This window comes from Buttiauxella sp. JUb87, from assembly GCF_004361975.1.
In the GTDB taxonomy this organism is placed as follows: domain Bacteria; phylum Pseudomonadota; class Gammaproteobacteria; order Enterobacterales; family Enterobacteriaceae; genus Buttiauxella; species Buttiauxella ferragutiae.
Window position 1 is genome coordinate 548,483 of sequence record NZ_SNVY01000003.1, and the last position, 21,530, is coordinate 570,012.

19 protein-coding genes are annotated in these 21,530 nt (G+C 52.1%); 10 read left to right on the top strand and 9 right to left on the bottom strand.

All coding sequences use genetic code 11. From position 1 onward, the window contains the following. Nucleotides 1-108: 108 nt before the first annotated feature. Both EC843_RS14570 and pbpG read left to right on the top strand, forming a co-directional pair. Nucleotides 109-696 (top strand): Yip1 family protein, encoded by a 588-nt coding sequence (locus tag EC843_RS14570; protein WP_064548438.1) that lies wholly within the window; start codon nt 109-111, stop codon nt 694-696. A gap of 145 nt (nt 697-841) precedes the next feature. Further along, nucleotides 842-1,783, top strand: coding sequence for a D-alanyl-D-alanine endopeptidase (gene pbpG, locus EC843_RS14575; RefSeq protein ID WP_064548436.1), 942 nt, complete (start codon nt 842-844; stop codon nt 1,781-1,783). A gap of 9 nt (nt 1,784-1,792) precedes the next feature. Here the strand turns inward: pbpG and EC843_RS14580 are convergent, their stop codons facing one another. Together EC843_RS14580 and dld are read right to left on the bottom strand one after the other, a co-directional pair. After that, entirely contained in the window at nt 1,793-2,350 is a 558-nt protein-coding gene (locus EC843_RS14580) for a GNAT family N-acetyltransferase (RefSeq protein WP_064548434.1), read from the bottom strand. 120 nt (nt 2,351-2,470) lie between these two features. Further along, on the bottom strand, nt 2,471-4,195 hold the full coding sequence (dld, locus tag EC843_RS14585) for a D-lactate dehydrogenase (RefSeq protein ID WP_133522465.1): 1,725 nt from the start codon (nt 4,193-4,195) through the stop codon (nt 2,471-2,473). 193 nt (nt 4,196-4,388) lie between these two features. On the opposite strand from dld, the gene bglX reads away from it, so the two are divergent. The 5 genes from bglX to EC843_RS14610 all read left to right on the top strand — a co-directional run bounded on the left by bglX (nt 4,389) and on the right by EC843_RS14610 (nt 10,612). Next, on the top strand, nt 4,389-6,686 hold the full coding sequence (gene bglX, locus EC843_RS14590) for a beta-glucosidase BglX (protein WP_121815664.1): 2,298 nt from the start codon (nt 4,389-4,391) through the stop codon (nt 6,684-6,686). A 173-nt stretch (nt 6,687-6,859) separates the two neighbouring features. Then, nucleotides 6,860-7,771, top strand: coding sequence for an ABC transporter substrate-binding protein (locus tag EC843_RS14595; protein ID WP_064548412.1), 912 nt, complete (start codon nt 6,860-6,862; stop codon nt 7,769-7,771). Nucleotides 7,772-7,783: 12 nt separating this feature from the next. Next, the gene (locus tag EC843_RS14600) at nt 7,784-8,941 is read left to right on the top strand and encodes an ABC transporter permease (protein ID WP_133522466.1); all 1,158 of its coding nucleotides are present in this window, start codon (nt 7,784-7,786) and stop codon (nt 8,939-8,941) included. Beyond that, nucleotides 8,938-9,897, top strand: a complete 960-nt coding sequence (locus EC843_RS14605; RefSeq protein WP_064548408.1) for an ABC transporter ATP-binding protein — start codon at nt 8,938-8,940, stop codon at nt 9,895-9,897. The genes EC843_RS14600 and EC843_RS14605 overlap by 4 nt, the downstream gene beginning before the upstream one ends. Further along, entirely contained in the window at nt 9,881-10,612 is a 732-nt protein-coding gene (locus EC843_RS14610) for an ABC transporter permease (protein ID WP_121813988.1), read from the top strand. Before EC843_RS14605 ends, EC843_RS14610 begins: the two co-directional genes overlap by 17 nt. On the opposite strand, the gene EC843_RS24835 is transcribed toward EC843_RS14610, so the two are convergent. The 3 genes from EC843_RS24835 to EC843_RS14620 form a co-directional block, all read right to left on the bottom strand. After that, nucleotides 10,593-10,700, bottom strand: a complete 108-nt coding sequence (locus tag EC843_RS24835; protein ID WP_034494204.1) for a membrane protein — start codon at nt 10,698-10,700, stop codon at nt 10,593-10,595. The genes EC843_RS14610 and EC843_RS24835 overlap by 20 nt on opposite strands. Nucleotides 10,701-10,775: 75 nt before the next feature. Further along, nucleotides 10,776-11,531 (bottom strand): MerR family transcriptional regulator, encoded by a 756-nt coding sequence (locus EC843_RS14615; RefSeq protein ID WP_064548404.1) that lies wholly within the window; start codon nt 11,529-11,531, stop codon nt 10,776-10,778. 96 nt (nt 11,532-11,627) lie between these two features. Next, nucleotides 11,628-12,749, bottom strand: a complete 1,122-nt coding sequence (locus tag EC843_RS14620; protein ID WP_133522467.1) for a cupin domain-containing protein — start codon at nt 12,747-12,749, stop codon at nt 11,628-11,630. 140 nt (nt 12,750-12,889) lie between these two features. Between EC843_RS14620 and dinG the strand changes: the two genes are divergently transcribed. Together dinG and ybiB are read left to right on the top strand one after the other, a co-directional pair. Further along, nucleotides 12,890-15,049: an ATP-dependent DNA helicase DinG gene (dinG, locus tag EC843_RS14625; protein WP_133522468.1), complete on the top strand. Its 2,160-nt coding sequence runs from the start codon at nt 12,890-12,892 to the stop codon at nt 15,047-15,049. A 14-nt stretch (nt 15,050-15,063) separates the two neighbouring features. Further along, on the top strand, nt 15,064-16,032 hold the full coding sequence (gene ybiB / locus EC843_RS14630) for a DNA-binding protein YbiB (RefSeq protein WP_133522469.1): 969 nt from the start codon (nt 15,064-15,066) through the stop codon (nt 16,030-16,032). 123 nt (nt 16,033-16,155) lie between these two features. Here the strand turns inward: ybiB and ybiJ are convergent, their stop codons facing one another. Continuing rightward, complete coding sequence (ybiJ, locus tag EC843_RS14635) at nt 16,156-16,416, bottom strand: DUF1471 family protein YbiJ (protein WP_133522470.1); 261 nt, start codon at nt 16,414-16,416, stop codon at nt 16,156-16,158. Nucleotides 16,417-16,778: 362 nt separating this feature from the next. On the opposite strand from ybiJ, the gene EC843_RS14640 reads away from it, so the two are divergent. Further along, nucleotides 16,779-17,603, top strand: coding sequence for a helix-turn-helix domain-containing protein (locus EC843_RS14640; protein ID WP_133522471.1), 825 nt, complete (start codon nt 16,779-16,781; stop codon nt 17,601-17,603). Nucleotides 17,604-17,608: 5 nt separating this feature from the next. Here EC843_RS14640 and EC843_RS14645 read toward each other — a convergent pair whose 3' ends face one another. From EC843_RS14645 to celB, 3 genes are read right to left on the bottom strand one after another with little or no spacing between them, the layout of a single operon-like run. Next, nucleotides 17,609-19,063 carry a leucyl aminopeptidase gene (locus EC843_RS14645; protein ID WP_133522472.1) on the bottom strand — a complete coding sequence of 485 codons (1,455 nt, stop codon included), beginning with the start codon at nt 19,061-19,063 and terminating at the stop codon, nt 17,609-17,611. Next, complete coding sequence (locus EC843_RS14650) at nt 19,060-20,028, bottom strand: N(4)-(beta-N-acetylglucosaminyl)-L-asparaginase (protein WP_133522473.1); 969 nt, start codon at nt 20,026-20,028, stop codon at nt 19,060-19,062. Before EC843_RS14650 ends, EC843_RS14645 begins: the two co-directional genes overlap by 4 nt. Nucleotides 20,029-20,035: 7 nt before the next feature. Then, nucleotides 20,036-21,343: a PTS cellobiose transporter subunit IIC gene (gene celB, locus EC843_RS14655; protein WP_121813982.1), complete on the bottom strand. Its 1,308-nt coding sequence runs from the start codon at nt 21,341-21,343 to the stop codon at nt 20,036-20,038. Between the last annotated feature and the right edge of the window lie 187 nt (nt 21,344-21,530).

Below are 21,530 nucleotides of genomic sequence, written 5' to 3' on the forward strand. Positions count from 1 at the left end.
TTGTTCCGTTTCCCCAGTTATTTTTATCTGATTAAAAAACAATCAAGCCGCTGTGCATTATACTTTGACTGTGCTTAATCGATTTTTTTTGGCATGTCAGGAGGCGTTATGAGTCATGTCTGGGGGCTTTTTTCCCATCCTAATCGTGAAATGCAGAATATAAAACGCGAGAACGAAACGGTATCGCATCACTACACTCACCATGTGTTAATCATGGCGGCCATTCCGGTTATCTGTGCGTTTATCGGCACAACCCAAATTGGCTGGAATTTTGGTGACGGCACCTTCGTTCAATTGTCGATGTTTACCGGATTCTATTTAGGCGTACTGTTTTATGCACTGATGTTGGCTGGTGTCGCCGTGATGGGGCGTGTCATGTGGTGGATGGCTCGTAACTATCCACATCGCCCGTCACTGGCTCGTTGCATGGTGTTTGCTGGATATGTGGCGACCCCACTGTTTTTAAGTGGCCTTGTGGCGCTGTATCCGCTGGTGTGGTTGTGTGTTCTGGTGGGTGCTGCTGCGCTGGTTTACACCGGTTACCTGCTGTATGTCGGTGTGCCCGAGTTCCTTGGCATCAATAAAGAAGAGGGGATGAGCTTCTCTAGCTCAACGCTCGCCATTGGTGTACTGGTGCTTGAAGTCCTGTTAGCGCTGAGTGTTATCTTGTGGGGTTACGGATACCGTTTGTTCTAAACGGTGGGTAACTATTTTATTACGAATCAATTGTGGCAGTTTTCCGGGGCGTCAGAGTATTATGCTGACGCCTCATCTATTCATACGTTCTGTGAACAGATTCGATGGACACATCACATTCTTGAATAATTACAGAAGTGCCACCATGCCGACAAAAATTCGACTATCGTTGCTCAGCCTTGCGCTGATGATTGCCGTACCACTCGCTTCTCAGGCTGCGACTAAAGCCACCGTACAACAGGTGAGTTCCACACAGGAAATAGCCTCTGGCAGTGCTATGATCGTCGATCTGCAAACCAATAAAATTTTGTATTCCAGCCATCCCGATCTGGTGCGCCCGATTGCCTCGATCACCAAACTGATGACGGCGATGGTGGTTCTGGATGCGAAGCTGCCGATGGATGAAATGCTCAGCGTCGACATCAGCCAAACGCCTGAAATGAAAGGGATTTATTCTCGCGTACGTCTGAAAAGTGAAATTAACCGTAAAGACATGATGTTGTTGGCTTTAATGTCTTCAGAAAACCGCGCGGCGGCGAGTCTGGCACATCATTATCCTGGCGGTTATAACGCGTTTATTCGCGCGATGAATGCGAAAGCCAAATCCCTGGGTATGACGCACACCCGTTACGTTGAACCGACTGGATTGTCGATTCAAAACGTTTCCACGGCGCGTGACTTGTCCAAACTGCTGATTGCATCAAAGCAATATCCACTGCTTGGCCAGTTGAGCACCACCAAAGAAGATATGGCGACGTTTGCCAATCCGGCTTATACGCTGCCGTTCCGTAATACCAACCATTTGGTTTACAACAACAAATGGAACATTCAGCTCACTAAAACTGGCTTTACCAACAATGCCGGACATTGCCTGGTGATGCGCACTATGATTAATAACCGCCCGGTGGCGCTGGTGGTGTTGGATGCCTTCGGCAAATATACCCACTTTGCCGATGCAAACCGTTTACGCAACTGGATGGAAACGGGCAAAGTGACGCCTGTGCCTTCATCAGCGCTGGCGTATAAAAAGCAGAAGTCTGCTCAAATGGCGAGCAATACGGTTGCGGGCAATGCTCAGGACGATTAAAGCAATACCCTAATTTAATGGCAGCGTCCGGTCCCCATCATTAAGCGGGCGCTGCATAATCAACGTATCACGCCAGCCGCCAAGCTTGAATCCCACATTGCGTAGTTGCCCAACCACTTCGAAACCGAGTTTTTTGTGCAAACGGCATGAACCTGAATTGTTTTCACCATCGCCAATAATCGCCACCATTTGCCGCCATGGCCCCTGCTCGCAACGGGTAATCAGCTGGCTTAACAGCTCACGACCCACACCTTTGCCCGTCATACTGGCGTCGATATAAACCGAGTCTTCAATGGTAAAACGATACCCCGGGCGTGGACGATAAGCTGTCGCGTAGCTATAACCCACCACAATTCCGCAATATACCGCGACCAACCACGGGAGTTGTAGGGCATGAACTGCGTTAAGACGTTCAGCCATTTGGCTACGTGTTGGCGGCTCTTCTTCGAAAGAGCCGCGCCCATGCAGAACATGCCATTCATAAATGGCGGTGATGGCCGGAATATCATCGGCGCTGGCGTCGCGAACATGTAATCCTACACTCGGTACTGTTTCGAGCACTGACATCTCCCGCTCCTGTACGCAAAAAAATTTAAGTGGCGTAAGGTCACACCACTTTTTGGAATTTTAATTTAGTACGAAAAACCAACGAAAAATAGCCCCTGGTCTGGTGGTTGACGGCAACAGTTAATGAGGGTTGTGGTGGTGCGTATGGCTACAGGATGCTTCCTCCCACCATTTGTGCTTCGTAGTTTTACCAATGCCTGGGTTCATGCTGTTAGTCGGGTCATTTGCCTGATAAAACTGCTTTAAGCTGTCAGGCGCTTCATAGAGATGCCCGACGTTATGCTCAGCCGGATACTGCGCGCCACGCGTGCGTAGCAGCTCAAGCATTTGCTCTTTCAGCGCATGGACATCAACCCCTTTTTTGACAATGTAATCCTGGTGGAAGACATGGCACATGAAGTGGCCGTAATACAGACTGTGGCTGATTTGGCTGCTGATCTCTGGTGGGAGTTGCTCAAACCACTGCTGGTCGTTACGGCGCAGAGCGATATCCAGCGCCAGAATATCTTCCACTTCACTGGCGTGAACCGCGTGATAACGCACCGCAGCACCGGCAGCGGCAAAACGATGTAAAAACGCTTTCGCCCCTTCGGATGGCGTACAGACGAAAAAGCCACCCTCAGCCTGCTGGAAATAACTCTCCAGCCAGTTGCGCGCCTCGGCAATCCCTTCGCCCGACATCTTCAACAACAAATGATGTTCGTATTTTCCACGCCACTCTTTCATGCGCGGCGGTAAATGGTTCGGGCTCCAGTTGCTCAGACGCTGTAACACACGGTCGGTGAAGTGCGGCTTAAGGAACGGGACTTTTTCAATCCACGCGTCGGTGCGGCCTTTCAGGGTAAAGAACAGCGGCATTTTGTCGGTGCCGAGCTTGTCGATCATCATGAACGTGTCTTTGCCATATACCTCGGCGATATCGTAAATATCGCGGTGCATGTATTCGCCCGCCACCGGCAGGTTTTCAAAATTAGCCAGAATATGGCGGCGGATTTCCGTCAGCACTTCTGGTTTGTTGGTGCCGATGTAGAACACTTCGTTTTGCTTTTCGGCAACAAAGGTATCGAGGCGTACCGCAAAAACGGCAAGTTTCCCGGCGCAGCCTGAAGCTTCAAAAAGACGGCTTGGGTCAGCGTTAAAGCGAGATGGCGTGTCGGCATCCACATCTCGCACGCGCTCGGCGTAATCTTTATCAGAGGCCTGGCGCTGGTCGTGAAGCACATTCTCTGGCTTCACTCGCTCGTCATCGAGCTTGCCGAGGATTTGTTCGGGCGTCACGCCGAGGTCGATACCCAGATGGTTGACCAGCGTTAATTTGCCTTGCTCGTCTATACGCGCATACAGCGCCATTTCGGTATAGGCCGGTCCGCGTTTCACCAGCGAACCACCGGAGTTATTACAAATTCCGCCAATCACCGATGCGCCAATACACGACGAACCGATCACCGAATGCGGTTCACGCCCCAACGGTTTAAGCGCTTTTTCTAGTTGATATAGCGTGCTGCCAGGGAATGCCAGCACCTGTTTTCCGCCGTCCAACAACTGCAATTTATCCAGACGTAGCGTACTGATAATGACAATTTCACGATCGTAATCGTTGCCATTTGGGGTTGAGCCTTCGGTCAAACCGGTATTGGCGGCCTGCATCAGGATGATTTTGTCCGTGCTGACACAAGCACTCAGCACACGCCATAACTCCAGCAACGTGCCGGGGAAAACCACCGCCAGCGCCTCGCCCTGGCCGGAACGGAAACCTTTACGGTAACGTGCCGTTTTGGCTGCATCGGTTAATACATGTTGGTTGCCAACCAGGCGATTGAGTTCATTAATAAACGGGTTAGACATTTATCCACTCCTTGTGAAAATAGTGACGCCTTCAAGCATAGCTTGCAATTCACTAATGATTCTTCCGAAACGCTCGGAAAATCAGCACATAACATCGGAACCGCTCTTCTTACCACTGTGTCGTTGTGGCACACTGCACCTCTTAACACTTCGTGCTGCCCCGCGTGGCGGCTTGAGCAAGAGAGTAATGTCGATGAAATGGCTCTGTTCTGTAAGTTTGGCAGTTAGCCTTGCGCTGCAACCCGCGCTGGCTAATGAAATGTTTGGCCCGCACCCATTAACGCCTGAAGCCCGTGACGCTTTCGTCACCGATTTGCTGAAAAAAATGACCACTGACGAAAAAATCGGCCAGTTGCGGTTAATCAGCGTCGGGCCGGATAACCCGAAAGAAGCCATTCGTGAGATGATCAAAGACGGGCAGGTTGGGGCGATTTTCAACACCGTAACCCGTCACGATATCCGCACCATGCAGGATCAGGTGATGGATCTCAGCCGTCTGAAAATTCCCTTATTCTTTGCCTATGATGTGGTGCATGGCCAACGTACCGTGTTCCCAATCAGCCTCGGTTTAGCTTCTTCCTTTAATCTGGAAGCGGTGAAAACAGTGGGCCGAGTTTCTGCCTATGAAGCGGCTGATGATGGCCTGAACATGACATGGGCACCGATGGTCGATGTGTCACGCGACCCACGTTGGGGCCGTGTTTCTGAAGGCTTTGGTGAAGATACTTACCTGACCTCGATCATGGGCCGCACCATGGTTGAAGCGATGCAGGGCAAAAGCCCAGCAGACCGTTATTCGGTAATGACCAGCGTCAAACACTTCGCCGCTTATGGCGCAGTAGAAGGTGGCAAGGAATACAACACGGTTGATATGAGCACCCAGCGCTTGTTCAACGACTATATGCCACCGTACAAAGCCGCGCTGGATGCGGGCAGCGGTGGCGTAATGGTTGCGCTGAATTCATTAAACGGTACGCCTGCATCGTCTGACAGCTGGCTGCTCAAAGACTTGCTGCGCGATGAGTGGAAATTCAAAGGCATCACTATTTCTGACCATGGTGCGATTAAAGAACTGATCAAGCACGGTGTGGCGAGTGACCCGAAAGATGCGGTGCGTGTCGCACTGAACTCCGGCATCAACATGAGTATGAGCGATGAGTACTACAGCAAATACTTGCCAGAGCTGGTGAAAAGCGGTGAGGTACCGATGGCAGAACTGGATGATGCCGCGCGCCACGTGCTGAACGTGAAGTATGACATGGGGCTGTTTAACGACCCATACAGCCACTTAGGGCCGAAAGAATCTGACCCGGCAGATACCAACGCCGAAAGCCGCCTGCATCGTAAAGAAGCACGCGAAGTCGCCCGCGAAAGCATGGTGTTGTTGAAAAACCGCCTACAAACCTTGCCGCTGAAAAAATCAGGCACCATTGCCGTGGTTGGCCCACTGGCTGACAGCAAGCGCGACGTGATGGGTAGCTGGTCTGCGGCGGGTGTGGCCGATCAGACCATCACTGTGTTGCAGGGTATCAAAAATGCGGTGGGCGATAACGCCAAAATCGTGGTCGCTAAAGGTGCTAACGTCACTGATGAAAAAGACATCGTTGCCTTCCTGAACCAGTACGAACCTGCGGTGAGCGTTGATCCTCGTTCAGCTAAAGAGATGATCGACGAAGCGGTTAACACCGCGAAATCTGCCGATGTGGTGGTGGCGGTTGTTGGCGAAGCGCAAGGCATGGCACACGAAGCCTCTAGCCGTACCGACCTTGTGCTGCCGCAAAGCCAGCGCGATTTAATTGCCGCGCTGAAAGCGACCGGCAAACCGTTGGTACTGGTGTTGATGAACGGTCGCCCGCTGGCGTTGGTCAAAGAAAACCAACAAGCCGATGCGCTGTTGGAAGCGTGGTATAGCGGCACCGAAGGCGGGAACGCGGTTGCCGATATTTTGTTTGGCGATTACAACCCGTCAGGCAAATTGCCGATGTCCTTCCCGCGCTCTGTCGGGCAGATCCCGGTTTACTACAGCCACCTGAATACTGGCCGTCCGTACAATCCGGAAAAACCAAACAAATACACTTCTCGTTACTTTGATGAAGCAAATGGCCCGCTGTTCCCATTCGGTTATGGCCTGAGCTACACCACGTTCACGGTTTCTGATGTGAAAATGTCAGCGCCATCAATGAAAGCTGATGGCAAAGTCGAAGCTTCTGTTGAAGTGAAAAACACCGGCGACCGTGAAGGCGAAACCGTTGTTCAGCTGTATTTGCAGGATGTCACCGCATCAATGAGCCGCCCGGTTAAAGAGCTGAAAGGCTTTAAGAAAGTGACGCTCAAACCAGGCGAAACCCAGACCGTGAGCTTCCCGATTGACATTGAGGCGCTGAAGTTCTGGAACGCACAGATGAAGCACGTTGCTGAACCTGGCAAATTCAATGTGTTCATCGGGCTGGATTCTGCTCGTGTGAAACAGAGCGAGTTTGAACTGAAATAAGCTTTAAGTCGTTACTTTGATAAAAGGCCACTGTGAAAAGGTGGCCTCTTTTATTGGGCAAAAGAGCCAGATAGATTTCTCACTTCCAGCACCAGTTTTCCCATTCCTCAATTCTCGACTAAACTTTTGCGACTCCATGATTTTTAAGCAAAGAACAACAACGAGGAAGTACGATGAACTTATCAGCGCGTTGGGGTATGACAGGATTAGTGTTACTGGCGGTAGGCGCTCAAGCCGCAGAACCGGTGAAAGTGGGTTCTAAAATTGATACCGAAGGGTCACTGCTCGGTAATATTATTTTGCAGGTGCTGGACAGCCACGGTGTCAAAACCGTCAATAAAGTCCAGTTGGGAACCACACCAGTCGTGCGCGGGGCCATTACCGCAGGCGAGCTGGATATTTACCCGGAATACACCGGCAACGGGGCATTTTTCTTCAAAGATGAAAAAGATCCGGCATGGAAAAATGCGCAACAGGGTTATGAGAAAGTTAAAAAACTTGATGCCGAGAAAAATCATCTGGTATGGCTGACTCCCGCTCCCGCCAATAACACCTGGACCATCGCGGTTCGCAAAGATCTGGCCGAGAAAAACAAACTGACTTCGCTTGACGATCTCAGCGCTTACCTGAAAAAGGGTGGTGAATTCAAACTTGCGGCTTCTGCTGAATTTATTGAACGCTCTGATGCGCTCCCGGCGTTTGAAAAAGCCTATGGTTTTAAACTCGAGCAGCCGCAATTGTTGTCTCTGGCGGGTGGTGACACGGCGGTCACCATTAAAGCTGCTGCACAGCAAACGTCGGGCGTAAATGCCGCAATGGCCTACGGAACGGATGGCCCGGTGGCGGCACTTGGCCTGCAAACGTTGAGCGACCCAAAAGGCGTGCAGCCTATTTATGCCCCTACGCCAGTGGTGCGCGAAGCGGTGCTGAAAGCGTATCCGGAATTGGACGACTGGTTAAAACCGGTATTTGCTTCGCTGGATGAGAAAACGCTGCAACAGCTGAACGCCAGCATTGCGGTGGAAGGACTGGACGCTAAAAAAGTGGCTGCTGATTATCTGAAGCAGAAAGGTTTCGTGAAATAACAGGATGTCTGTTTGTTCAAAATTCATAATCGTGTCCTGTTGCTACTGGTGACTTTGCTGGTAGTGGCAGGCGCGGCTTTACCGTTTATCAATTTCGCACCCAATCGCCTGGTTTCCGGGGAGCCTATCGCGCTTAGCCAACTCCCGGCGCACGCCTGGCTGGTTCTCTGTGTTGCGGTTTTCATCCTGGCCTGTCTGGCGCTGTTACCTTGTCGGCCACCTGCATTGCTATTGACACTCCTGGTGGGCGAGCTGACGTTTATCGCTATTTTGTGGGCGATGGGAAACACGGCAACGCAGTTTTCGCTGCAGGGAAGCACGCTTGCGCGCTCCTCACCGGGCAGCGGATTATGGTTGTCGCTAACTTTATGCCTGCTGCTGTGCACTGACGCCATCAACCGTCTGACGCCCAAAGCACTCTGGCGTTTGCTGCTGAATATACAGATCTGGGTTGTGCCTCTCGCACTGCTGCTGAGTGGATTTTTTTCCGACCTTTCCCTGCTAAAAGAGTATGCCAACCGTCAGGATGTTTTTGATGATGCACTGTCGCGCCATCTGGCTCTGTTATTGGGGACGTTGCTGCCAGCGCTGTTGATTGGCGTGCCGTTGGGCGTGCTGTGTTACAACCGTCCAGGCTGGCAATCCTCGGTCTTTTCGGTGCTCAATGTTATTCAAACGGTGCCTTCGGTGGCGTTGTTCGGTTTGTTAATTGCGCCGCTGGCGGGGCTGGTCAAGATTTTTCCCTGGCTGGGTTCGCTGGGCGTGAGCGGGATTGGCGTCGCGCCAGCATTAATCGCGCTGGTGCTGTACGCGCTATTGCCGTTAGTGCGCGGCGTGGTAGCAGGGTTACAGCAAGTTCCACGCAATATCATTGAAAGTGCTGAAGGCATGGGCATGTCGCGCTGGCAGATTTTTTGGCAGGCTGAAGTACCACTGGCGCTACCCGTATTATTACGCAGCCTGCGTGTTGTCTGCGTTCAGACCATCGGTATGACGGTGATTGCCGCGCTGATTGGTGCCGGTGGTTTTGGGGCGATTATCTTCCAGGGGTTACTCAGTAGCGCGCTGGATTTGGTGTTGCTCGGTGTGATCCCGGTTATCGCGCTGGCGGTTGTCCTCGACGCATTTTTTAAACTGTTTATCTCATTGCTTGAGGAAAAACAGCCATGATCGAATTCGAAAATGTCAGCAAATCCTTCCAGGGCGAGATAGCCGTCAGCGACTTGTCGCTGCATATCAAGGAAGGGGAGTTCACGGTGCTGATTGGCACTTCAGGTTCTGGAAAATCCACCACTCTGAAAATGATCAACCGCCTGGTCGAACACGATAGCGGGCGCATCCGCTTTGCAGGTGAAGAAATCCGTAATTTTGACGCCAAAGTTCTGCGCCGCCGCATGGGGTATGCGATTCAGTCGATTGGCCTGTTTCCCCACTGGAATGTGGCCCAGAATATAGCCACCGTGCCGCAATTGCTGAAATGGCCGAAAGCGCGAATCAGTGCGCGGATTGACGAATTACTGGATTTACTCGGCCTGGAAGCAGCGCAATTTCGTGACCGTTATCCGCATCAGCTTTCGGGTGGGCAGCAACAGCGTGTTGGCGTGGCGCGCGCGCTGGCGGCTGACCCGGAAGTGTTGTTGATGGATGAGCCTTTTGGCGCGCTTGATCCGGTGACACGCGGCGCGCTGCAACAAGAAATTATCCGCATCCATCAACTGCTTGGGCGCACCATTGTGCTGGTGACGCACGACATTGATGAAGCGCTAACACTGGCCGACAGAATTGTGCTGATGGATGGCGGGCAGGTGGTTCAGCAAGGTACACCGCTGGAATTATTAACGCGCCCGGCAACAGATTTTGTGCGTGATTTCTTTGGTCGCAGTGAGCTTGGTGTACGCCTGTTGTCACTTTGTCATGTGGCTGAGCGGGTGCGAACGGAAGAGCGCATCGCAGGCGATCCAATCAGCGAAACGTTAAGTTTGCGCGAGGCATTATCGCTGTTTGTTGACCGCCAATGCCAGCAATTACCGGTGGTAAACCAGCGTGGTGAACCTTGCGGGGTGCTGCATTTTAGCGACCTGGTTCAGGGGGAAAAGATGCGGGGTGAAAATGCGCCTGCTTCGTGACCCACTGCTGTGGTTTATTGCGCTGTTTATCGCATTGTTAGCGGTATTACCTTACAGCGGCCCCGTGTTCAGCTGGCTTTTTCCTGAACTCGAAAGGCCTTTGTACCAACAAGATAGTTTTATCGCCCTGGCGCTCAAACATTTTATGCTGGTCGGGATTTCCAGTTTGGTGGCGATTGTGATTGGCATGGGGCTGGGTATCGCGGTGACACGCCCGGCAGGACTTGAGTTTCGCTCTCTGGTTGAAACCATCACCGCGGCTGGGCAAACTTTCCCGCCCGTCGCGGTGCTGGCAATTGCCGTTCCGGTAATGGGGTTTGGTCAGCAACCGGCAATTATCGCGCTGGTGTTATACGGCTTGCTGCCGATTTTGCAGGGAACGTTAGCAGGGATTGGCGCGGTACCAGAAGCCACAAAAGAGATTGCCCTGGGGGCCGGAATGAGCCGCTGGCAAATGCTGAGAAAAGTCGAATTACCCCTTGCAGCACCTGTGATTCTGGCGGGGATCCGCACTTCGGTGATCATTAATATCGGCACCGCAGCGATTGCCTCAACGGTTGGTGCCAGCACCCTGGGTTCGCCGATAATTATCGGGCTGAGCGGCTTTAACACCGCCTATGTGATTCAAGGCGCTTTGTTGGTCGCGTTGGCCGCCGTGGTTATCGACCGCCTGTTTGAACGCTTATTACGTTACATCACGCGCCATGAAGGATGACGATATAGCCAACCAGCATTACGCCGCCAATCCCACCGATAGCCATCACCAGCATACCGCCCACCAGGGCAATTTTACTCAGTTTCATCTTTATATTCGCTCCATACATAACGTCTGCGATTATAAGATGAAGCAGGGTTGTTAATGAACCTTTAAATTTTTCTTATGCGTGTTCGGTCGATTGCCCGTTGCTCATCAGTGGGTAAATTTGTAACCCCGAGCAGCGCCAAAGTTCCAGCTGGTCAAGTTGACTGTGGGTCGGCGTATCGCCACACCACACCAGCAATGTTTGTTGGGCGAACAGCTCAGGGCGCAACTGGTGCAACGGATGCGCTAACACATCCACACGCCAGCCTTGTTGGATTGCCATCCACGCCGCCATCCATAAACGGGTGGTATCCGGTGTATCCCATCCAATTAATAGCGCATCTTTACCGCTGCGTTTGCGCGCGGAGGCGAGACACAGCGCAATGTAATTGATCAAGGCGCCATCCAGCAGACTGAGTAACGTGTTGAGTGTGACTTGTTGGCATTGCAGACGGCGACGAAGAGGGATGTAGAGCTGGTTGACGAGGGTTTCTGCCGGATAGTCGCGGCCAATGTCAGCCATCCAGTTTCGTAACCGGTTCGGACTGCCAGCTTGTAAATGGTGAAGCAATAGCTCCTGGCGTTCACGCCAGCCGCTTTCTCGATCCTGAAGTTCCCCACTCAGTAAGGCTTTCACCTTGCTGACTTGAACACCGTTTTCAATCCAGCGTTTGATTTCACGGATACGTTCGAGGTCGGCATCGTCAAATAATCGATGGCCGCCATCGGTACGCTGCGGTTTCAAAAGCCCGTAACGCCGTTGCCAGGCACGCAACGTTACGGGGTTGATATCACAAAGCAGAGCCACTTCACCGATTGTATAAAGCGCCATGTTATCCCCAAAGTCTACCCGGGAAACCCCCCGTATAACTGTAGTCAGTTACAAAGACTCTGGGTAATTTTTAGTTACATGGTGCAACTAAATCTGTTAATCGTCGAAATACCAATATCCTTGATTAACTAACTCAGTTAAGACGCTTACAAATTCTGGGTTCTGCAAAGCATCGCCCAGTTCGGCCTGGCTCAACAGGGTGTAACGGCACAGGGCATCGGCGGCATGCGGAACCGGCGCTTCCATCGGTTCGCTGTTGACGAAGAACTCGCCCTCGACATTCAGCACGCGCAAACCGCTCAACCGCGTCAGGCATTCGCCGCCGAGTAACGCATCAAGGATTTCCCCAGGTTGATATGGCGGCTCCGCTGGCGCAATGTCCAGCTCATGGCGCGGAGTGGTAATAAAGCGGCCAAACCACTGCTTGAAATCTTCAGGCTGGCTAATCACTTCCATCATCATGTCGCGCAGACGAGCCAGCTCATAGCCTTCAACTTTGCCCGGATGCTCGCGGCAGGTTAAATCAGGATCGCTGTAATGCTCGCCACCGAGATCGTTTTCCAGCGCGTAATCAGCAAAGCTGCTGATCAAATCGCGGCCATTTGGCCCACGGAAACCAACGGAATAGTTGAGTGCGGTTTCATGCGTGAAGCCATCGTGCGGGAAACCTGGTGGAATATACAGAATGTCGCCAGGTGCCAGATCTTCATCAATGATTGGTTCAAACGGATCAACGTGCAGCAATGCCGGATGCGGGCAGAACTGGCGCATCGGCAGTTTGTCACCGACACGCCAACGACGGCTGCCCATGCCCTGAATAATAAACACGTCATATTGGTCGATATGTGGGCCAACGCCGCCGCCAGGAACCGAGTAGGAGATCATCAGGTCATCCAGACGCCAGTCCGGTAACACACGGAATGGACGTACCAGTTCAGCCGCGGGTGCATGCCAGTGGTTAACGGCCTGCGCCAACAGCGACCAACCGGTTTCCCCTAGATTATCAAAATCTTCGAAAGGCCCGTTGGCAGCCTGCCACTGACCGTTGGTGTGGCTTACCAGGCGGCTATCCACTTCTGCTTCCATAGCAAGACCAGCTAACTCATCCGGCGTAATCGGATCGACAAAATTCGGAAACGCATTTTTCAAAATAACCGGCTTTTTCTGCCAGTATTTCGCCATAAACTCAGGCCAGTCTAAATTGAGTTGATAATCCATTTTTTGACACCAGTGGGAAGATAAACAGGCTCGATTATAGAGAGGAACCGCCCCTGGCCACTTTGTCATGCGTCAAGCCTTGCTGTAAGACTGCAAAAAGTGGGACAATAGTGGTTGTTTATACAGTAAAAGTGGTTTCCATGGCTTTGTCCTCAGCTCAAAAAGAGCAAATCGCCGCCTGGTATAAGGCGCTGCAGCAGCAGATCCCGGACTTTATTCCGCGCCCACCGCAACGGCAAATGATTGCCGAAGTGGCGAAAACGCTAGCGGGCGAAGCGGGTCGTCATCTGGCGATTGAGGCACCCACAGGTGTGGGGAAAACTCTTTCTTACCTGATCCCCGGGATTGCCATCGCCCGTGGTGAGCAAAAAACGTTAGTAGTCAGCACCGCCAACGTCGCTCTTCAGGATCAAATCTTCAGCAAAGACTTGCCGCTACTGCGCAAAATTATCCCCGATCTCAAATTTACCGCCGCCTTTGGTCGTGGGCGTTACGTTTGCCCGCGCAACCTGTCAGCCCTGGCGACGGACAACGCTTCACAAGGTGATTTGCTGGCTTTTCTGGAAGATGAAATGGCACCGACCAGCAAATATGAACAACAACGTTGCGCCAAACTGAAAACCGATCTCGATGCCTATAAATGGGACGGACTGCGCGACCATACTTCGCAAAATATTGAAGACGATCTCTGGCGGCGTTTAAGCACCGACAAAGCCAGCTGTCTGGGGCGCAATTGCCACTGGTATCGTGAATGCCCGTTCTTTGTGGCACGGCGTGAGATTGACGATGCGGAAGTGGTAGTAGCAAACCATTCGCTGGTGATGGCGGCTATGGAAAGCGACGCGGTGTTGCCTGAGGCAAAAAACCTGCTGCTGATTTTAGACGAAGGACATCATTTGCCGGATGTGGCCCGAGACGCGCTGGAAATGAGCGCCGAAGTCACGCCCGGTTACAGCCGTTTGCAGTTCGATCTCTTCACTAAACTGGTCGAAACCTGCATGGCGCAGTTCCGCCCGAAAAGCCCGCCACCGCTGACATCACCCGAACGTCTGACCAACCATTGTGATGAAATTTATGAACTGCTGAGTTCGTTTAACAGCATCGTTTCATTGTGGTTACCGGGCGAACAGGAAGCGGTTCACCGTTTTGAAATGGGCGTTTTGCCCGAAGAAATCATGGTGATTTGCAAACGCCTGGCGAAGCTAATGGAAGGGTTGCGCAGCCTGGCTGAAGCGCTGCTTAACGATTTGGGCGAAAAAACCGGAACGCACGATATTGTGCGTCTGCACCGCGCGTTACTGCATATGAACCGCGCATTGGGGTATTTCGAAACGCAGAGCAAACTGTGGCGGCTTTCGGCGATGGAGCAGGCATCGGGTGCGCCGGTGTCGAAATGGGTAACTCGTGACGTTCGTGAAGGTCAGCCGCATCTGTTCTTCCATTGCGTAGGGATCCGCGTGTGCGATCAGCTAGAAAAACTGGTCTGGCGTAATGTGCCGCACGTTATCGTGACTTCAGCAACGTTGCGTTCACTGAATAAATTCGATCGCTTACAAGAAATGAGTGGGCTGGACGAAGACGCAGGTGACCGGTTTATCGCGCTGGATTCACCGTTTAACCACGTCGAGCAGGGCAAGCTGGTGATCCCGCAGTTAACCGTTGAGCCGACGATGGAAAACGAAGCCCAGCATCTGGCTGAAATGGCAGCGTTCTTCCGTGCTGAACTGGCAAAAGGCGAGCACAAAGGGATGCTGGTGCTGTTCGCCAGCAACCGTGCGATGCAGGTGTTCCTGACGCATGTGACCGATTTACGACTAACACTGCTGGTGCAAGGCGACATGCCACGTTATCGGCTGGTGGAGCTGCACCGTAAACGTGTTGAACAAGGTGAAACCAGTGTGCTGATCGGCCTGCAATCTTTTGCCGAAGGTCTGGATTTAAAAGGGGATTTACTCAGCCAGGTGCACATCCACAAAATTGCCTTCCCGCCAATTGACAGTCCGGTGGTGGTCACCGAAGGCGAATGGTTAAAAACCCTGAAACGCTATCCTTTTGAAGTACAGAGTTTACCGAGCGCGTCATTTAATCTTATTCAACAAGTCGGGCGTTTAATTCGTAGCCACGGCTGTTATGGTGAAGTGGTGATTTACGACCGCCGCTTGTTGACCAAAAATTATGGGCAGCGTTTACTGGGTGCACTGCCAGTGTTTCCAATAAGCCAGCCTGAAGCGCCAGCGGCTAAACTGATTGATACCCCACCGAAAAAGACGGTGCGACGCAAACGTGTGAGCAAGAAATAAAAAGGAGAGTCGGAGTGGATTACCGTAAGATCATTAAAGAAGTCGGGCGTGGTAAGAACCACGCACGCGATCTGGATTTTGACACCGCTCGCGGCTTATACGCCCATATGCTCAGAGGCGAAGTGCCGGAGCTGGAGTTAGGCGGCGTGCTGATTGCGCTGCGTATCAAAGGCGAAGGTGAGGCGGAAATGCTTGGCTTCTATGATGCGATGAAGCACCACCTCATCTCGCTGACGCCACCAGTGAACAAGCCGATGCCCATTGTCATCCCTTCTTATAATGGCGCGCGCAAACTAGCAAACCTAACTCCCTTGCTCGCGATGTTACTTAACCGTCTCGGTTTTCCGGTGGTGGTGCATGGCGTAAGCCACGATCCAACGCGTGTCATAACCGAAACCATTTTTAAGCTGATGGGGATTGAGCCGACGCTGCATGCCGGCCAGGCTCAGGCCAAACTGGATTCTCATCATCCGGTATATATCCCCATCAGTGCGCTTTGCACGCCAATGGAAGATCAGCTGGCAATGCGCTGGCGGATGGGGGTGCGTAATAGTGCCCACACGCTCGCCAAACTGGCAACTCCGTTTGCAGAAGATGCTGCGCTGCGCCTGGCCAGCGTTTCGCATCCTGAATATGTCCCGAAAGTGGCGAAATTCTTTGCTGACATTGGCGGGCGTGGCTTGCTGATGCACGGTACGGAAGGGGAAGTGTATGCCAATCCACAGCGTTGCCCGCAAATAACACTTATCGACAGCCAGGGTTCACGCATTGTGAGTGAACGCCAGACTGAAATCGGCGACGAGGAAGTGGTGCTACCTGCCGGAAAAGATCCGGAAGTCACCGCCCGTTGGATTGAACGTTGTGTTGCAGGGTTGGAACCTGTACCGCAGTCATTAAAAATACAAATGGCTTGCTGTCTGGTGGCTACAGGAGAAGTGGCCACGCTTGAAGACGGTTTGATGCGCGTTAATCAGACATTCTGATGAGCAGAAAAAGAGCAAAAAAAAGCCCGCGAAAAAATCGCGGGCAACAAGGGTAATAACAGTGTCATGCAGTGTGGAGCAAAGCTCCAAAAATATGAGGGTAAATCAGGGCAATACTGAAGATTATTTGTAGATAACCGCAGTACCGCTCATTTTGCCGTTGGTGTTAGCCGAAGTGATGGAATACGCTTTTGCGCCGGCGGCTTGTGCTTTATCTGCCAGTTTTGCTTCCAGGCCGTCCAGAGTGGTTGCGCCGTCTGCTGAAACCACGCCGACTTTGTTTAAGTTCTGAGCTTCAGCCGGATTGATTGATTGTACAGCGAACGCGCCGAAAGAAAGAGTAGCAAGGGCGATGGCGGCTACAGCATATTTGATGGTTTTCATAGTTAATATCTCGCAGGTTATTCTGTTTAAGATGACGATGTTCCGTCGATGTGATTATGGTCACACTTTTTAGCAGAATAATAAATCGAATAGAATTGACCTCCTTATTCAAAAAAATTGAATGATTGCTAAATCATTGAAATTAAAAATGATTAGCGTGCGAATTATCATTGTGACTTATATATCTTTACAACTACTTGGTTTAGCGCACCTTTTGCTAATTTTTCTGTCAGCAGCAGGGCTGCTGTGGCCTGCAATCGCTTGCGCGCTTATTTTTCGATAATCTGTCGATTTGCTCTTTTCGCTCGTAAAGTTGCTTTTATAATGAGGGCTTTACTTAACCGTATGCCTGATGAGGTCTGATGGAGATTAAGCTCCACACCAATGCCACCACGACGCCGCGTACCCGCAAATATATTCAAAGCTCTGACAAATCCGACAGTGAACTGGCGGAAGAGCTGAATATTTCTGTGGATACCGTCAGGCGCTGGCGTAAGCGAGATGACTGTTACGACAAATCTCATCGGCCAAATACCATTCATCGTGCACTTAGCCCTGAACAAGAGGCGCTGCTGATTTTCCTGCGTGTGCGTCTGGCTTTGTCGCTTGATGAACTGTTAGAAGCCGCGCAATTACTGGTTCAGCAAGGCATTTCCCGCGCAAGTGTCAGTAGAACGCTGCAAAACTGGCAGCAATCCCGTTTGATGAAACCCGATTTAAAACAACCTGTGGGTCATCTGCACCTGGATGTTTTCCCACTACCGGAAACCATTAGCCACAAACACGGCGCGCTACTGGCATTTAGCTGCCCGGTTTCAGGTTTCCTGGCGGTGGCACTGCGTGAGCGGGGAAGTGAGCAAACGCTGGAGGCGCTGGTGGGCTTTTTGCAGCAAGGTTTACCGTTGCAGGTGCAGTCGATAATGGCCTGCCCGAGCGAACTTGCTCGTCAACTGACGCACAAGTTACAGGTTCCACTGCATGAAGCGCAGCAGGAAGAGTGGCAAATTCGCGCAGCAAACGGTGAGTGGGCGCAGACTCTGGAACAACTACTTAACGGTGAACGTTATGACAAACGCCTGGGATTTGGTGCGGTATTGCTGGAGTTCGAGGATTTGCTGAATAAACGAATTATCCGCAACCGGCTGAAAAACCTCTCACCGGTTGCGTGGTTAAAATCCCGCTTATAACCTGGCTACAGATCCTTCGTTTTCCCTTCGCAAAGACCGAGTAAGAACTGCGTCAATAGTAGAGCAGGGCGGCCGCTGGCCTGGGTAAATTTACCACGACTCAGCGCAGTACCGCTGACATCTAAATGCGCCCAGGGTTTTTGGTGGCAAAACTGACTTAAAAAATGGGCGGCAGAGACTGCAATTGCTGCATTGTTCGGCGGTGTATTGGTGAGATCGGCAATATGGCTTTTGACTTGCGGATCAAAGCTTTCGTCCAGCGGTAACGGCCAGACTCGGTCTTGCGTTAAGTCGGCAGCTTGCTGTAGTTGCTGGCTGAGTTGTACATGGTTACTCATCAGGCCAGAAATGTCATAACCCAGTGCTTTCACTACCGCTCCGGTCAGGGTAGCGACATCAATTAATGCTGCCGGATTAAAGCGCGTGGCGGCATAACTCAACGCATCTGCCAGCACCAGACGGCCTTCGGCGTCGGTATTAATAATTTCCACGCTTAGCCCCGCGTGAGATTTCACTACATCACCTGGCAGCATGGCGTTTTCGCCCGGCATGTTTTCGGCCAGCGCCATTACTGCCACGACATTCAGTGGCAATTGCAGTGTTCTAACAATCTCCATCAGCCCGAAGACCACGGCGGCACCACACATATCGTATTTCATGGTGCGCATCCCTTCGCCTTCTTTCAGCCACAGGCCGCCAGTATCAAAGGTTATCCCTTTACCGACAAACGCATAAGTTGGGGCATTTTCCGCCGCACCCTGCCAGCGCAATGTCACCAACCGGGGCGGATTTTTGCTGCCTTTTCCTGTGGCATCAAGACAACCCATGCCGAGTTCACGAATCGCGTGTTCATCAAGAATTTCACAGTGTGTTTGCGGATGGGTAGCGGCCCAGGCTGCGGCTTGTTGAGCAACGTCTTGGGGGCGGCAATCATTAGCTGGCGTGTCGGCAAGGCGGCGGGAAAGCAGCATGCCTTGCGCGATGGCCTGAGTTTGCCATGCGAGTTCATGCGCCTGTAAGTTTGCTTCGCGGATTAACAACCAAAGTTGCCCGTTGCTCTCTTTTTGCTGCTGGCGATAACCCAACTGCGGTAACTGATAAAAGCGGTTCATCAGCGCGACCAGCAACGTGCGCAGGCGAGCAAAAACGCCAGGGTTTGCCAGGTCAAAACCAGAAATATCGATGGCAATCGGATGCGAAACGGGGCTGGGCAGCAGGTTGGTCAAACTTTCCGTTAGCTGGCGTAACACCACGGGGCTATCCAGTTGGCTGGATGGCAAAAGAGACAACTGCTGGCAAACACCATGCAAGCCGAAAGTGGTGGACTGCACTTCATCATGTTGCGCCATTTCATCAAGCAAAGAGTGCAATGGCTTCGGCCACGCATCGGTGTGATTTTTCCACAACACCAAATGCGCGTCTGGTGGGCATGGTGTAAAAGCGGCTAACTGGCATTTCATATAATCACCTCTGCGGTTACGCGTTGCAGATAAGCATCAAGCCAGGCCTGGTCTGCCGGGCGAATCAGCGTGTGCTTACCTTCGCGGGTCGTCAAAAAGACCGTGGGTTTTTGTGCGGGAGTGGCGACGGAAAACGAGAAGTTATCGATGGTTGTTGCCGCACCATATTCACCACGGTTATTCATACACACCACTGATAAATCACCGGCGCGACCAAAACGGGCAATCAGCTGGCTTTCGAGATCGTAAACCGCCGATTCAGCAGCCTGTTGGGGTGACATGCCACGCCCCATCCGGCAGACAATTTCATAGCTAATACAGCCTTTCATCAGATCTTCGCCAAGGCCTGTAGCGGTGGCAGCACCAATTTGGCTATCGGCATAAAAACCTGAACCGGAAACCGGGGAGTCGCCCACGCGTCCTGGGCGCTTCATAAACAAGCCGCTGGTGGAGGTGGCGACACACATTTGCTGGTTATGGTCGAGGGTAATTACACCCACGGTATCGTGCCCGGTATACGGGCTGAGGCCGCGATCCAGGGTTTCACGTTTGCGCTTCAGGTAATGTTGATGCGCACGATCCGTCAGCATGTTTTTGCGCTCAAAGCCCTGTGCTAAAGCCCAGGTTTGCGCTCCTTCACCAACCATAAAACTGTTGAAGCGCTCACGGCTTAACGCCTGTGCCACAAGGACAGGATTGGCGATATCGCGAAGACTAGCGACCGCGCCAATGGCAAGCGTTGAGCCATCCATAAAGGCCGCGTCGAGCTCAACCACGCCTTGCTCGTTGGGCAAACCGCCGTAGCCGACAGATTTATAGAATGGATAATCTTCCACGCAAGTGACGGCGCGAACTGCTGCGCCACTGGCGTCGCTGTTCCCTTGCAACATTTGCGCGGCTTCGCCAACGCCTTCCCAGGCCATACGCCAGGTCGCAATCACGCCCCAGTTTGTCGATAACGTCATGTTTTAGTTACTCCGTGGCGGGTTTGGTGGATGCAGAAAGCTCCGGCGCTTCATTGGCCCGATATTGCTTATCCACAACTTTGAGGAATGGCAGATAAATAATGGCGCCAATCAACAGGTTGGTTAACTGAATCACCGCACCGCTAAGATGCCCGGTCACGATAAACCCGCTCAACACCGGCGGCAGCGTCCAGGGGATATACACGCCCGTGGTGGTCGCGACCCAACCCAGCGACATGGTGATGTATTGCACGGTGACCAGTACCAGCGGCACCAGGTTGAATGGGATTAGCATTATCGGGTTCATGATAACCGGCAGGCCAAACAGCACCGGTTCGTTAATGTTGAAGATGGAAGAACCGATGGCCAGACGCGAAACGTTCTTAATGTGCTGGCTGCGGGCAAATAGCAGCATAGCAATCACCAGAGACAAAGTTGCGCCCGCGCCACCCATCCAAATCATGTCGTAGAACTGCTCAGTGACAACGTGCGGTGGGAGTAAACCGGCCTGCGTAGCCGCCAGGTTCTCCATTTGGTTTTCCATCCAGAAAGGACGCAGGATGCCGTTCACCATCGAGCCGGAGTTGATCCCGACAGACCACAAGCCGGTGATGCTAAAGCAGGTAAACAACGCGCCGACATACGAGGTGCCAAAGTGGCGGATTGGCGTGGCGAGCACTTCGTACACAAACTGGTGAATGGTGTGGTACTCGGTTTTGGCAAACAACACACGAACCGCCAGCGCAAGCACCAGAACCAGCAATGACGGGATCAGCGCGGCAAAGGATTTTTGCACTGCGGGTGGCACGCCATCCGGCATGCGAATCACCCAGTTCTGGCGCAGCATCCAGGCAAACAATTCGGTACTGGCAATTGCCCCGAGCATCGCCACAAACAAGCCTTTGGAGCCGAGCCATTCCATGGGGATCAGGTTGCCGATTTCCTGAGTTTTCGCGAAAGGGGTGAGAATCAAGAAGCAGGAAAGAGACAAAATCCCGGATGACATTTTGTCGATGTCATAACGTTCGGCAAGACGGTAGGCGACCAGAAAACTAATAAATACCGCCATGGTGGAGAAGATGGCAGTAAACGGGATTTCGACAGTTGCAGACCAGCCTTCACCAAAAATCGACGCCATAAACTGCTGATAGGCGGTACTTGGGAAAGAGGAGATAACCAGCAGGATTGAACCGACAATGATAAACGGCATAAATGAGATATAGGCATCGCGAATGGCTCCGAGGTGGCGTTGTTGCGCCATTTTCGCGGCCAGCGGCATCAGCTTTGCTTCTATTGCGGCCATCAGGTTTTTCATTCTTACCGCTCCGTAAGTAATCACAAGAGACAATTCTTGTGTTGTATACAGTAGGGATTGTTAGCGGCGAATAAAGTGAGTGGATTCACAAAAGTATCACATGATTGCTTATGATAAGGTCAGCTGTCGGATGACGCTGGCGCTTATCCAACCCACTCCGTTCCAGAAGGTTTTGTAGGGTGGATGA

Bases quoted from the DNA above. Each gene is read 5' to 3' on its own strand.
- celB (WP_121813982.1), bottom strand. From the start codon at position 21,343: ATGAAAAACCTGATGGCCGCAATAGAAGCAAAGCTGATGCCGCTGGCC.
- EC843_RS14570 (WP_064548438.1), top strand. From the start codon at position 109: ATGAGTCATGTCTGGGGGCTTTTTTCCCATCCTAATCGTGAAATGCAG.
- bglX (WP_121815664.1), top strand. From the start codon at position 4,389: ATGAAATGGCTCTGTTCTGTAAGTTTGGCAGTTAGCCTTGCGCTGCAA.
- EC843_RS14605 (WP_064548408.1), top strand. From the start codon at position 8,938: ATGATCGAATTCGAAAATGTCAGCAAATCCTTCCAGGGCGAGATAGCC.
- ybiJ (WP_133522470.1), bottom strand. From the start codon at position 16,416: ATGAAAACCATCAAATATGCTGTAGCCGCCATCGCCCTTGCTACTCTT.
- EC843_RS14645 (WP_133522472.1), bottom strand. From the start codon at position 19,063: ATGAAATGCCAGTTAGCCGCTTTTACACCATGCCCACCAGACGCGCAT.
- EC843_RS14620 (WP_133522467.1), bottom strand. From the start codon at position 12,749: ATGGATTATCAACTCAATTTAGACTGGCCTGAGTTTATGGCGAAATAC.
- EC843_RS14640 (WP_133522471.1), top strand. From the start codon at position 16,779: ATGGAGATTAAGCTCCACACCAATGCCACCACGACGCCGCGTACCCGC.
- EC843_RS14615 (WP_064548404.1), bottom strand. From the start codon at position 11,531: ATGGCGCTTTATACAATCGGTGAAGTGGCTCTGCTTTGTGATATCAAC.
- EC843_RS14595 (WP_064548412.1), top strand. From the start codon at position 6,860: ATGAACTTATCAGCGCGTTGGGGTATGACAGGATTAGTGTTACTGGCG.
- pbpG (WP_064548436.1), top strand. From the start codon at position 842: ATGCCGACAAAAATTCGACTATCGTTGCTCAGCCTTGCGCTGATGATT.
- dinG (WP_133522468.1), top strand. From the start codon at position 12,890: ATGGCTTTGTCCTCAGCTCAAAAAGAGCAAATCGCCGCCTGGTATAAG.
- EC843_RS24835 (WP_034494204.1), bottom strand. From the start codon at position 10,700: ATGAAACTGAGTAAAATTGCCCTGGTGGGCGGTATGCTGGTGATGGCT.
- EC843_RS14650 (WP_133522473.1), bottom strand. From the start codon at position 20,028: ATGACGTTATCGACAAACTGGGGCGTGATTGCGACCTGGCGTATGGCC.
- EC843_RS14610 (WP_121813988.1), top strand. From the start codon at position 9,881: ATGCGCCTGCTTCGTGACCCACTGCTGTGGTTTATTGCGCTGTTTATC.
- dld (WP_133522465.1), bottom strand. From the start codon at position 4,195: ATGTCTAACCCGTTTATTAATGAACTCAATCGCCTGGTTGGCAACCAA.
- EC843_RS14580 (WP_064548434.1), bottom strand. From the start codon at position 2,350: ATGTCAGTGCTCGAAACAGTACCGAGTGTAGGATTACATGTTCGCGAC.